Origin of the sequence: Neisseria dumasiana (genome assembly GCF_022870885.1) — a bacterium.
GTDB lineage: Bacteria > Pseudomonadota > Gammaproteobacteria > Burkholderiales > Neisseriaceae > Neisseria > Neisseria dumasiana.
The window spans coordinates 21,460-34,845 of record NZ_CP091509.1; the positions used below are offsets into that span (position 1 = coordinate 21,460).

The 13,386-nt window shown below is 51.6% G+C and carries 8 protein-coding genes; 1 reads left to right on the plus strand and 7 read right to left on the minus strand.

Features of this window, described 5'->3' with window-relative positions; all coding sequences use genetic code 11:
• Positions 1-304 precede the first annotated feature (304 nt).
• The 4 genes from rsmG to LVJ88_RS00120 all read right to left on the minus strand — a co-directional run bounded on the left by rsmG (position 305) and on the right by LVJ88_RS00120 (position 6,158).
• Positions 305-931, minus strand: a complete 627-nt coding sequence (gene rsmG, locus LVJ88_RS00105; protein WP_054599378.1) for a 16S rRNA (guanine(527)-N(7))-methyltransferase RsmG — start codon at positions 929-931, stop codon at positions 305-307.
• A 293-nt stretch (positions 932-1,224) separates the two neighbouring features.
• Positions 1,225-4,434 (minus strand): carbamoyl-phosphate synthase large subunit, encoded by a 3,210-nt coding sequence (gene carB, locus LVJ88_RS00110; protein ID WP_085418707.1) that lies wholly within the window; start codon positions 4,432-4,434, stop codon positions 1,225-1,227.
• 35 nt (positions 4,435-4,469) lie between these two features.
• Positions 4,470-5,108, minus strand: a complete 639-nt coding sequence (locus LVJ88_RS00115; protein ID WP_085418706.1) for a hypothetical protein — start codon at positions 5,106-5,108, stop codon at positions 4,470-4,472.
• Positions 5,109-5,315: 207 nt separating this feature from the next.
• Positions 5,316-6,158, minus strand: coding sequence for a PhzF family phenazine biosynthesis protein (locus tag LVJ88_RS00120; RefSeq protein WP_085418705.1), 843 nt, complete (start codon positions 6,156-6,158; stop codon positions 5,316-5,318).
• Positions 6,159-6,474: 316 nt separating this feature from the next.
• Here LVJ88_RS00120 and LVJ88_RS00125 point away from each other — a divergent pair, with 316 nt between their 5' ends.
• A complete protein-coding gene (locus LVJ88_RS00125; RefSeq protein WP_085418704.1) occupies positions 6,475-7,794 on the plus strand; it encodes a M16 family metallopeptidase in 1,320 nt (439 codons plus the stop codon).
• Positions 7,795-7,988: 194 nt separating this feature from the next.
• Here the strand turns inward: LVJ88_RS00125 and mnmG are convergent, their stop codons facing one another.
• The 3 genes from mnmG to LVJ88_RS00140 form a co-directional block, all read right to left on the minus strand.
• On the minus strand, positions 7,989-9,875 hold the full coding sequence (mnmG, locus tag LVJ88_RS00130) for a tRNA uridine-5-carboxymethylaminomethyl(34) synthesis enzyme MnmG (RefSeq protein ID WP_085418703.1): 1,887 nt from the start codon (positions 9,873-9,875) through the stop codon (positions 7,989-7,991).
• Positions 9,876-10,254: 379 nt separating this feature from the next.
• Complete coding sequence (locus LVJ88_RS00135) at positions 10,255-11,853, minus strand: isocitrate lyase (RefSeq protein ID WP_085418702.1); 1,599 nt, start codon at positions 11,851-11,853, stop codon at positions 10,255-10,257.
• Between the two features lie 628 nt (positions 11,854-12,481).
• Entirely contained in the window at positions 12,482-13,351 is an 870-nt protein-coding gene (locus tag LVJ88_RS00140; RefSeq protein WP_085418701.1) for a lipid A biosynthesis lauroyl acyltransferase, read from the minus strand.
• Positions 13,352-13,386 lie beyond the last annotated feature (35 nt).

Consider the following 13,386-nt stretch of genomic DNA (forward strand, 5'->3'; position numbering starts at 1 on the left):
GAACGATGTGGCTGAAAGCACATTCTTGAAATTGTGATGCCGTTTATTCACCACGCTGTTTGCTTTGGGTGGATGCGTGTGGCGAATAACGAAAGCATGAAAATACTAAACCAACTCGGCACGGCAACCGGATATTTTTGAACAAAGGTTGAGAATCCGTATAAATGGTATGGTTTTTGAGAAACGCAATCAACGGTGGAAGATAAGGTATGCAAAAACGGCCGGGCTTTTTATATCGACAATAAAAAGCGTTCGGCCGTTTTGATATTTTAAAAACAGGTTGTCGGTTTGCTTGCCGGCAGCCTTATTTCTTGGGCTTCATCACCACCATATGACGTTCGGCATCAAGCTGAGGCACGTCGAGTTTGTCTACGCGCACCACTTCCACATTGGCAGGCACATGTTCCAATTCTTCGTAGGGATACACGCCTTTCATTGCCGCCCAATAACCGTTTTCGTTCAACAAATGTTTGGTTAGCGCGATAAAGTCTGCCAGCTCGGCAAAGGCCCGGCTGGTTACCACATCGACTTTCTTATCGTGCATCGCTTCTACGCGCCCGCTGGCAACGGTAACATTGTTCAAACCCAACTCGATAACCGCTTGCTGTAAAAACGTGGTTTTTTTGGTGTTGGAATCCAACAGCGTAATCTGCAAATCGGGGCGGCAAATGGCGGTGGGGATACCGGGCATACCGCCGCCCGAGCCAACGTCCATCAGCGTTTTGGCTTCTTTCACATAAGGCAGCAGCGTGAGACTGTCGAGAATATGATGGCTGATCATGGTGTTTTCGTCGCGCAGGGCGGTCAGGTTGTAAGTGCTGTTCCATTTTTTCAGCAGCGAAACATATTCAAGCATCAATAATTGCTGTGCGGTGGAAAGCTCAAGGCCGAGCTTGGCCAAACCTTCTTGTAATTTTTGTTTGTTGTCCATTTTTTATTATCCTGATTAATCTTTTTTCTCGAGCGAAGGGCGTATCGCCAGAAAGCATTGCGGCGGTATTTTGGTCAAACGACGCGCCTCAATCTTATCCGAAAACAGGCTGTTATAGTCGGTCAACTTAAAAATAGTACGCTCGTCTTACCCGGGCTTGACCCGAATATGACGGCTTTGTTAATAAACTTAAGCGGATTAACTATAAATTAAAGCGTTTGACTATATAAGGCCGTCTGAAAACGATGGCTGGTGTTTTCAGACGGCCTTAACAGACTACTGAATGTAACCGTTTACTTCTTCAACCTTCCGTGCAATTCCTGCACGCTGTACACACCGAGGGCATTCATGCTTTTCACGCCTTCGCTCATGGCTTCGCCGCCGGCCACGGTGGTGTATTGCGGCACGCGCTGGGTGAGCGAAGTGCGGCGGATGCTGTGGCTGTCGGCCACAGATTGCACGTCGCTGCCTACGGTGTTGACCACTAAGGCGATTTCGCCGTTTTTAATCGCATCCACAATATGCGGGCGGCCTTCAGGCACTTTGTTCACCACTTGCACGGTTACGCCTTGCTCTTGCAGATAAGCGGCGGTGCCGCGTGTGGCGCATACGCCGTAGCCCAGAGCTTGGAAGTTTTTGGCGGTTTTCACGATTAACGGTTTGTCTTCGTCGCGCACGGCGATGAACACTTTTCCGGTGGCTGGCATACGTTCGCCCGCGCCGAGTTGGGCTTTCAGGTAGGCTTCGCCGAAGGTTGCGCCCACGCCCATCACTTCGCCGGTGGAACGCATTTCGGGGCCGAGAATGGTATCCACGCCGGGGAATTTAATGAACGGGAACACCGCCTCTTTCACGGCATAGAAATCGGGAACCACTTCTTTTTCTACGCCTTGCTCTTTCAGGCTGATGCCAGCCATCGCGCGCGCGCCCACTTTAGCCAGCGGCACGGAAGTGGCTTTGGAAACAAACGGTACGGTACGCGAGGCACGCGGGTTCACTTCCAGCACGAACACCACGCCGTCTTGCACGGCAAATTGCACGTTCATCAGGCCGACCACGTTCAGCGCATAAGCCATCGCTTTGGTTTGGCGGCGGATTTCGTCTTGAATCTCTTCGGAAAGCGAGTATGGCGGCAGCGAGCAGCCCGAATCGCCCGAGTGGATACCGGCCTGCTCAACGTGCTGCATGATGCCGCCGATCACCACATCTTTGCCGTCTGAAACGCAATCTACGTCTACTTCGATGGCGTTGTTCAAGAAGAAATCGAGCAGCACGGGGCTGTCTTCGGAAACCTGCACGGCTTCGCGCATGTATTTCTGCAACTGTTCGGCAGAATGCACCACCTGCATGGCGCGGCCGCCCAACACATAAGACGGGCGCACCACCAGCGGATAGCCGATTTCTTCGGCCAGCACCAACGCTTCTTCTTCGTTGCGCGCGGTGCGGTTGGGCGGTTGGCGCAGGCCGAGATCGTTGAGCACTTTTTGGAAGCGTTCGCGGTCTTCGGCGGCGTCAATCGAATCGGCAGACGTGCCGATGATGTTCACGCCGTTTTCCACCAGCGCGTTGGCCAGTTTCAGTGGCGTTTGGCCGCCGTAATGCACAATCACGCCCCACGGGTTTTCGGTACGCACGATTTCCAGCACGTCTTCCAGCGTGAGCGGCTCGAAGTAGAGGCGGTCGGAAGTGTCGAAGTCGGTGGAAACGGTTTCGGGGTTGCAGTTCACCATAATGGTTTCAAAGCCCGATTCGCGCAGCGCCAGCGCGGCGTGTACGCAGCAATAGTCGAACTCGATACCTTGGCCGATGCGGTTGGGGCCGCCGCCGAGAATCATCACTTTGCGTTTTTCAGACGGCCTCGCTTCGCATTCTTCTTCGTAAGTCGAATAGAGATAAGCGGTGTCGGATTGGAATTCCGCCGCGCAAGTATCCACGCGTTTGTACACGGGGTGCAGCTTCAGGCCGTAGCGGTGTTCGCGCACTTCTTTTTCGCTCACGTTTAACAATTGTGCCAAACGTTTGTCGGAAAAACCTTTGCGTTTCAAGCGGCGCAGCGTGGCAAAGTCTAAATCGTTCAGACGGCCGTCTGAAACTTTTTGCTCTTCTTGAACCAAGTCTTCGATTTGCGCCAAGAACCACGGATCAATCGCGCAAATTTCGTGGATGTCTTCCTTGCTGAAACCGGCGCGGAACGCATCGGCCACATACAGAATGCGCTCTGGGCCGGGGTTGGCCAGCTCGCGGCGGATTTCTGCCTTGTCGGTAGTTTTCGGATTAAAGCCGCACAAACCGGTTTCCAAACCGCGCAGGGCTTTCTGCATCGACTCCTGAATCGTGCGGCCCATCGCCATCACTTCGCCCACCGATTTCATTTGCGTGGTCAGGCGGTCGTCGGCAGCGGGGAATTTCTCAAACGCAAAACGTGGGATTTTTGTTACCACATAGTCAATCGAAGGCTCGAAAGACGCAGGCGTGCGGCCGCCGGTGATGTCGTTGCGTAGTTCGTCCAACGTGAAGCCCACCGCCAGTTTCGCCGCCACTTTCGCAATCGGAAAGCCCGTGGCTTTGGAAGCCAGCGCCGAAGAACGGCTCACGCGCGGGTTCATCTCAATCACAATCATCTCGCCGTTTTCAGGGTTGATGGCAAACTGAACGTTCGAGCCGCCCGTGTCCACGCCGATTTCGCGCAGCACCGCCAGCGAAGCATTGCGCATGATTTGGTATTCTTTGTCGGTGAGCGTTTGCGCGGGCGCAACCGTAATCGAGTCGCCGGTATGCACGCCCATCGGGTCGAAGTTTTCAATCGAACAGATGATGATGCAGTTGTCGTTTTTATCGCGCACCACCTCCATTTCATACTCTTTCCAGCCCAGCACCGATTGCTCGATCAGCAACTCATGCGTGGGCGAGGCATCGAAACCGCGTTCGCAAATCGCCAAAAACTCGTCTTTATTGTAGGCAATGCCGCCGCCCGAACCGCCCATGGTAAACGACGGACGAATCAGCGTAGGAAAGCCTACCTGCTCTTGCGCCGCCAGCGCTTCGTTCATGGTGTGGCACACAAAAGATTTCGGGCAATGCAAGCCGATTTTTTCCATCGCCTCTTTAAAGCGGCCGCGGTCTTCCGCTTTATCAATCGCGTCTTCCGTTGCTCCGATCAGCTCGACGTTATATTTCGCCAGTACACCGTTGCGCGCCAAATCCAGCGCACAGTTCAGCGCCGTTTGGCCGCCCATGGTCGGCAGCACCGCATCTGGGCGCTCTTTGGCGATAATCTTTTCCACCGTCTGCCACATAATCGGCTCGATATAGGTTACATCGGCCATTTCGGGGTCGGTCATAATCGTGGCGGGGTTGGAATTGACGAGAATGACTTTATAGCCCTCCTCGCGCAAAGCCTTACACGCTTGCGCGCCGGAATAGTCAAACTCGCAGGCCTGGCCGATCACAATGGGGCCGGCGCCGATGATTAGGATGGATTTTAGGTCGGTACGTTTGGGCATGTTTTCGCTTTCTTTTACAAAATTATATAAATAAACTATCTGTTTGATGTGTGTATTTTTATAAAATACAAAATTAGGATAAATAACCACCAAAAAACAAAAAATAATTTTTCTTTATTCTTGATTAGAATTAACTTACTTAATATAAGAATAACGAATGGAATAATTAAGAGTAGTATAGCTATTGTAATCAAGTTATTTTGTATTAATATTAAGCCTTTTTTTTGTATTATAGTCATTACCAGAGCAAATACCGTCCAAGAGAAAAAGGCATATGCAAAGTGTTCTAAAAGCAATGAAATTTTTCGGAAAAAAAATTGACTGTTATATACCTCAAATAATCGTCCTAATATCAAGCTTAATAAGCTAAAAACAACAATAATTGTATCCAAATCTTGTTTAGATATTTTATCTGATTGAAAATCGAAAAAGAAAGCCATTGAAAACAGAGGAAACAATATATAAATAAGCACTAGTGTACATTTGTTTAGCTTTGGTTTTTCTTTTGAAGTTTTTTTGGAAAAAATATTATCGATACATTTAACAATCAATCTAGTGGTACGCTCTACTAATTTATTTATTGCTTGACAGGGATTTTTTATAAATTTCCATGCTGATACTGGGATAGCAAACAAGAAAAAACATATTAGCCAAACCCATAAAGTTTTAAACATCCAAACTCTCCATATTACAGCAAGCCGTAGTAGCCGTAGGTCGGATACTCGTATCCGACAAACCCTTTAAGGCCGTCTGAACTATTTTTCCTTACGGCATATTTTCCCATTCTGTCGGATTCAAGAATCCGGCCTACATCTGAATGAACAATTAAAAGAACCAACCTTAAACATGGCAAATATAGTGCCGGTAAGATATTTTACAGATTAACGCGGCAGCTTGAACATGCCGCGTCCGACTTCGACCACGCGCCCGCCTACATAGATATTTGCAGATTCGTCCACGCGCAAACTGAGGCGGTTGGGGCGGCCGGTTTGGTCGCCTTGCCGAACGCTGCGCTTAAGCGGAAAGGTGCCGCGCGAAAGGTAGTAGGCGCCGAGATTGGCACAAGCCGAACCGGTGCCGCTGTCTTCTAAAATGGTACCGTTTTGTGCGTAAAACATCCGCGCCTGAACGGTGTCGCCTTGTTCGTGCCACAGGTAAATCATGGTGCGCCCCGAATCTGCGCGGCAAACGGCATTGAGTTTGGCGTAGTCGATGCGGGCGTTTTCCAGCGCGGCGGCGGTATAAACTTGCAGCAAAAGCTGCGGCGAACCGCTATCCAGCCAATAAGCGTGTTCGGCGATTTCCGCTTCGCAAATGCCTGTGGCTTCGGCCAATTCTACACGGGAAGCGCTTGAAGGGCGGCAGGTGTAGCCGCTGATTTTCAGGGTCATCGTGTTGTTTGAGCCGTTTAGGTAAACAGGCTTGGCGCGGGTGTTGAGTACAAAGTTTTCAGGCAGGCCTTGCTGTTGCTGCAACACGGATGCGCTGCCGAGTATGGGATGGCCGGCCAGCGGCAATTCGTGTGCGGGTGTGAAAATCCGCAGATCGGCGGCAGCGGATTCCGAAGGAAAAGCAAACGCGGTTTCACTTAAATTAAATTGGCGGGCAATCTGCTGCATGGTCTCGTCGTCCAGCCCTTCGGCTTGGGGAAATACAGCCAGCGGGTTGCCGCCGAAGTGGGTTTCGGCAAACACGTTGACCAAAACAAATTCATATTCGCGCATGGCTGTTCCTTAATTTAAACTGTTCAGCAAGTGTAGCAATCTTATACGCCTGAAAAACCAACCGGCCTGCTTTCCCGAAATGTTTGCTGGCATTGATTTTACAAAAAGGCCGTCTGAAATTCAGACAGCCTTAAGTTCTGTGTGTGTTTTTCTGCCTGCGTATTTTCCGGCCAAGCGCGATTATACAGTATTTGCGGCGGCTGATGGCGGGCTTGGCTGCATCGGGCTGCTTGAAAGTTTATTTTCAGACGGCCTGCTTGTTTAAAGCAGGGGCAGGGGCTATTATTTCGGGCGATATTTATTTTGAGGACGATTCATGTTACGCCGTATTGTTTTGCTGGCCGCGCTGGCCGCCGCCACCCCCGCATGGGCGCAAACGCTTTCCCGCACGCTGCCCAACGGCCTGAAAGTGATTGTAAAAGAAGACCGCCGCGCGCCGGTGGCGGTGTCGCAGCTTTGGTATAAAGTGGGCAGTATCGACGAAAAGGAAGGCAAAACCGGCCTGAGCCATGCGCTGGAACACATGATGTTTAAAGGCACGCCCGCCGTGCCTTCGGGCGAATTCAGCCGCCGCGTTTCGGCTTTGGGCGGGCAGAACAATGCCTACACCAACCGCTACGAAACCGTGTATTACGAAAACGTGGCCGCCGCCAATCTGCCCGAAGTGCTGAAAATGGAAGCCGACCGCATGGCAAACCTAAATTTCAGCGATAAAGAATTTGCCAACGAAATGAACGTGATACGCGAAGAACGCCGCCAGCGCACCGACGACAGCCCGTTCGGAAAACTGTGGGAACATGTGTTTCTCAACAGCTATCGAACTCCCGCCCTGCGCGCGCCGGTAATCGGCTACATGAACGACCTGCACACGCTCAAAGCCGACGATTTGCGCCAATGGTATAAACAATGGTATGCGCCGAACAACGCCACGCTGGTGATTGTGGGCGATGTGAACGCCAAGCAGACTTTGAAAACGGCGGAAAACCTGTTCGGCAACATCCCCGCCAAAACCTTGCCGCCGCGCAACCGCATCAATGAAACCGCCGAACGCGCGCCCGTTTCGGCCGAAACCACTTCCGCCGTTACCCGCCAGCCTGTTATCGCACTTTCCTACCGCGTGCCCAAGCTGGAAAAAACCACCGACAAGCTGCCTTACGCCCTAGACGTGCTGTCGGACATACTCGGCGGCAACTCGTCGAGCCGCTTGGATAAAAACCTCGTGCGCGGCAAACAGCTCGCCTTGGATATCGGCGTCAACTACGATATGTTCAGCCGTAACATGGCGCTGTTCAGCATCGTTGCCATGCCCGCCGAAGGCACAGACGACAAAGCCCTGCTCGAATCCATCCGCAGCGAAATCAAAAACATTGCCGACAACGGCATCAGCCAAAGCGAACTGGAGAGGGTGCACCGCCTGAGCGCCGCTTCGGAAATCTATGCCAAAGATTCCATGACTTCCCAAGCATCGCTGTTGGGCAAGTTGGAGACGCGCGGTTTCCAATACAGCGACGAAGCCGAAATCCGCCGCCGTCTGCAAAAAGTAAGCACCGCCGATGTGAAGGCCGCCGCCAAACTGCTCACGCCCCAACGCTCCAGCGTGGTGGTGGTTCGCCCCGAAAAGGCTGGTGTGCGCTAGTGTTTTGATTCTGTTATTTTATTTATATGGTCAATGCACTTAAGTTTAATCGCAAAACCGTCATACTCGGGTTAAGCTTGAGTATGATAAATGTACTATGACGAATGTACTATTTTTAAGTTGATTGAATACAAATCAAGAAAAGGCCGTCTGAAAATAAGCTTTTCAGACGGCCTGTTTGTTAAAACCGGTAATCACTTCGCATCTTTAAATCCGCGCTTCAAATGCACCATCAGCAAGGCGACGGCGGCGGGGGTTACGCCGGAAATGCGCGAGGCTTGGCCTACGGTTTCGGGGCGGTGCTGGTTGAGTTTCTGCTGCACTTCGGCGGATAAGCCTTTGACTTTGCCGTAATCGATTTCAGACGGCAGTTTCAGGGTTTCGATGTCGCGGCGGCCTTCGATTTCTTCGTTTTGGCGGTCGATATAGCCTTGGTATTTCACTTGGATTTCCACTTGTTCGACCACGCTTTCGGGCAGGTTTTCAGACGGCCCTGCATCAGGGAGGGTCATCAGGGCGGCGTAGTCGATATTGGGGCGGCGCAAGAGGTCGTGAAGGTTGGCTTCGCGCGACAGTTTTTGGCCGAATACGCGGGTTTGCTCGCTTTCGGGCAGCTTGGCGGGGGTGTACCAAGTGGATTTCAGGCGTTGGATTTCGCGTTCGATCTGCTCGCGTTTTTGCTCGAAAGCCTGCCATTGCGGTTCGGTAACGAGGCCGATTTTGTAGCCGTCTTCGGTAAGGCGCATGTCGGCGTTGTCTTCGCGCAGTTGCAGGCGGTATTCGGCGCGGCTGGTAAACATGCGGTAAGGCTCGTTTACGCCTTTGGTGATTAAGTCGTCTACCAACACGCCGAGATAGGCTTGTTCGCGGCGCAGCAGCAGCGGGTCGCGTTCGCGCACATACTGTACGGCGTTGGCTCCGGCCAACAGACCTTGTGCGGCGGCTTCTTCGTAGCCGGTGGTGCCGTTGATTTGTCCGGCGAAAAACAGGCCGGCGATGCTTTTGGTTTCAAGGCTGGCTTTGAGGTTGCGCGGGTCGAAATAGTCGTATTCGATGGCGTAGCCGGGGCGCAGGATGTGGGCGTTTTCCAAGCCTTTCATGGAGCGCACGAGGGCGAGTTGGATGTCGAACGGCAGGCTGGTGGAAATGCCGTTGGGGTAGTATTCGTTGGTGGTCAGCCCTTCGGGTTCGAGAAAAATCTGATGGCTGTCTTTATCGGCGAAGCGGTTGATTTTGTCTTCAATCGAGGGGCAGTAGCGCGGGCCGACACCTTCGATCTTGCCGGTAAACATGGGGCTGCGGTCGAAACCGGAGCGGATGATGTCGTGTGTTTGCAGGTTGGTGTGGGTAATCCAGCACGACACTTGGCGCGGGTGCAGTGCGGTATGTCCGCGCACGGAAAACACGGGCACGGGGGTGTCGCCGGGCTGTTCGGTAAGCTGCGAGAAATCGATGGTGCGGCCGTCGATGCGCGGCGGGGTGCCGGTTTTGAGGCGGCTTTGCGGCAGGTTGAGTTCTTTCAGACGGCCCGACAAGCCTTGTGCGGCGGGGTCGCCTGCGCGTCCGCCGGCATAGTTTTCCAAGCCGATGTGGATTTTGCCGGCAAGGAATGTGCCTGCGGTAAGCACAACGGCACGGCCTTTAAATTCCACGCCCATGGCGGTTTTCACGCCGCTTGCGCGTTCGCCTTCGAGCGTGATGTCTTCAACCGACTGCTGGAAAATTTCCAGATTGGGCTGGTTTTCGAGCATTTCGCGAATGGCGGCTTTGTAAAGAATGCGGTCGGCCTGTGCGCGGGTGGCGCGTACTGCGGGGCCTTTGCTGGCGTTTAGGCGGCGGAATTGAATGCCCGACATATCGGTGGCCAAGGCCATGGCTCCGCCGAGTGCATCGACTTCGCGCACGAGATGGCCTTTGCCGATGCCGCCGATGGAAGGGTTGCACGACATTTGGCCGAGGGTTTCGATATTGTGTGTGAGTAAAAGCGTTTGCGCGCCCATCCGTGCGGCGGCGAGGGCGGCTTCGGTGCCGGCATGGCCGCCGCCGACCACGATGACATCATAGGTTTTTGGGTAAATCATGGTGTTGAATGCAATAAGAAAAATAGCGTGATTGTACGCGCTTTTAAGGCCGTCTGAAACTGGTTTGACGGTTTCAGACGGCCTCAAAGCCGTGTAACAAGATGAGCCGAAGCGCGTTTCAGGCTGTTTATGTTGATTTGAGATGCTGAACGATGAATGCTCTGCCGACTTGCAACGCATAAAAAAGGGGCAATCCCAAAGGATTGCCCAATACCTCAAATCAGAGATTTACGCTTCACAAACAATACAGGCTTTCGCCTGCCTTTATCTGCACAGCTCAACTCTGTGCAAATAAAGAGGGTGGTTTCAGACGGCATACGAAGAGGGTTGTTTAGGCCGTCTGAAACATCCATTCTCTTCTTATCCTAAATAATCGGGGTTAAGAGAATTGGTTCATGGTGTTGTCTTTACCGCCTGCTTTGAGTGCAGCTTCACCGGCAAAGTATTCTTTGTGGTTGTCGCCAATGTCCGAACCGGCCATGTTTTGGTGTTTCACACAGGCGATGCCGTTGCGGATTTCTTGACGTTGAACGTTCTTCACATAAGCCAGCATACCTTCGTCGGCAAAGTAGCCTTTTGCCAGCGTGTCGGTAGACAGCGCAGCGGTGTGGTAAGTCGGCAGGGTAATGAGATGGTGGAAAATACCGGCTTCGCGCGATGCGTCGCGTTGGAAGGTGCGGATTTTCTCGTCGGCTTCTTTAGCCAATTCAGAATCATCGTAATCGGCGCTCATCAGTTTGGCACGGTCGTATGCAGATACGTCTTTACCGGCTTCTTGCCAAGCGTCGAACACTTGTTGGCGGAAGTTCAGCGTCCAGTTGAACGACGGGCTGTTGTTGTACACCAGCTTGGCGTTCGGAATCACGGCACGGATTTTGTCCATCATCTCTTTGATTTGGCCGACGTGCGGTTTTTCTGTTTCGATCCACAACAGATCGGCACCGTTTTGCAGAGAGGTAATGCAGTCCAATACCACGCGGTCAATGCCGGTGCCTTTACGGAATTGGAACAGGTTGCTGGCCAAACGGGTCGGCTTGATGGTTTTGCCGTTGGTGTTCACGATTACGTCGCCGGGTTTTACTTGGCTCAGGTCGGTGATTTCTTCGCCGTCCAAGAAGCTGTTGTATTGGTCGCCCAAGTCGCCTTTTTCTGATGAGAAAGCGATTTGTTTGGTCAGGCCGGCACCCAAAGAGTCGGTACGGGCAACGATTACGCCGTCGTCAACGCCCAGCTCCAAGAATGCGTAGCGCACGGCATTGATTTTCGCCAAGAAGTCGGTATGCGGCACGGTTACTTTGCCGTCTTGGTGGCCGCATTGTTTTTCGTCGGACACTTGGTTTTCGATTTGGATACAGCATGCACCGGCTTCAATCAGTTTTTTTGCCAACAGGTAAGTGGCCTCGGCGTTACCGAAACCGGCATCGATGTCGGCAATAATCGGCACAACGTGGGTTTCGTAGTTGTCGATTTGGTTTTGGATTTCTTTGGCTTTGGCAGAATCGCCGGCTTTGTTGGCTTCATCCAGCGCGGTAAACAGCAAATCCAGCTCGCGGGCGTCGGCTTGGCGCAGGAAGGTGTAGATTTCTTCGACCAATTCGGGCACGGAAGTTTTTTCGTGCATAGATTGGTCGGGCAGGGGGCCGAATTTGGAACGCAAACCGGCAACCATCCAGCCGGAGAGATATAAATAGCGTTTGTCGGTGGTTTTTTGGTGTTTTTTAATGGAAATTAATTTTTGTTGTGCAACGAAACCGTGCCAGCAGCCCAAAGATTGGGTGTATTTGCCGTGGTCGGCATCGTATTCGGCCATGTCTTTACGCATGATGGCTGCGGTATATCGGGCGATATCCAAGCCTGTTTTGAAGCGGTTTTGCAGACGCATGCGGGCTACATATTCCGGCGTGATGTTGTGCCAGCCGTTGCCGTTTTTCTGTTTCAGTTCATCTGCAACTTTAATCTCGTTTTGGTAATTTGCCATTTATTTCTACTCCTTTGTTCTCGCTTGATTTTTGGATGACCGGCATACATCAGATTCGTGTAATTCGGTGTAGTCGGAATGTACGCTTTTTTTCCCGCCTTGCCAAGCCCCGCTCTTAAAGTTTTTGATTTATAAACAATCCTTCGGAGTGCGCCAAATAAGATGTTTTTGGAATTTTTCGATTATTTTGAAACGAACAGCAGGATTTTTCTCTAACTTATGCTTGTTTTTAAGCATTTAGTGGTGACGTGGCCGGAATGGGAATTTATTTACAAGCTAATGATATAACAGGGAAAAAGGCGGAGGAGCGTATGGCTTATGTTGTTTGGGTAGGTGTAGGAAATTCTAGCGTTGTTTACACTTTCCGTGTTTTGCATGCAGACCCATTTTGGGATTTTTGAGGGTTGTCAAGAATGCCGAAAGGCACGGCGAAGCCGCATCGTTCTTGAGAATACTCAAAAATCACGAAACCATCATTCCTGCAAAAAACAAAAGCTGTTTGGCATAAAAAGTGTAAATAACCCGACCTTTTCCAACAGTTTTTTAAGGCTTTTGCAAAACCGGTTTGTGTAGTTTGGCGTAGTGGCGGCTTGGGTGCTGCCAATCGGGTTGAGGATGCCGTCTGAAATCAATAGAAACCGGCTTCCCCTTCGGGGCGGGTTTTGAAACGTTTGTGCAGCCAAAAATATTGTTCGGGGTGTTCGCGCACCCGCGCTTCGATAAAGTCGTTCATGCGCTGGGTGTCGTTGACAACATTATCGGTCGGGAAGTTTTCCCATGCGGGATAAAAACGCAATGTTACCGTGCCGTCGGCCTCGCGGGTGGGAATGGCGGGAATCACTTTGGCTTTGGTTAATGCGGCAATGCGGCTCAAGCCTTCGATGGTGGCGGCGGGAATGCCGAAGAAATCAACAAAAATCGAATCTTTACGGCCGAAATCTTGATCGGGCAGATATAAAAAAGGTGCGTCGCTCTTTTTAAGCTGTTTGATGATGGCGCGCAGTCCGTCGTTGCGGCCGATGAGGAAAACATTGTTGTAGCGGTGGCGGCCTTTTAAAATTTGTTCATCTAAGTCTTTGTTTTTTTGGTGTGAATACATGCTGACCAATGGCACGTCCTGATTCAGCGTATAAACTGCCATTTCAAAGGCGGTGAAGTGCGGATAAAGTAAAATCACTTTATCGCCTGCTGCCAATGCGTCGTCGAGATGGTGTTTGTCTTGATAACGAACCAATTTGCGCAAGCGGTCGGCGGGTGCATACCAATATAGGCCGTATTCCAGCATCAGCTTGGCCATGTGTTGGAAATGGCGTTTTAACACGGCTTGGCGTTGTGCTTCGCTCCATTCGGGGAAGCATTTTTGCAGATTCACCGTACCGACACGGCGGCGTGGCGCAACGGCGTAATAGGCCAACCAGCCGATAAAATCGGCCAGCTTCTGAATCGCGCCGAAAGGCAAAAGCTGGATTAAATAGAGAATAACAAAGGCAAATTTCATGGCAGGTTTTCAGACGGCCTTATTGGATGGCGACA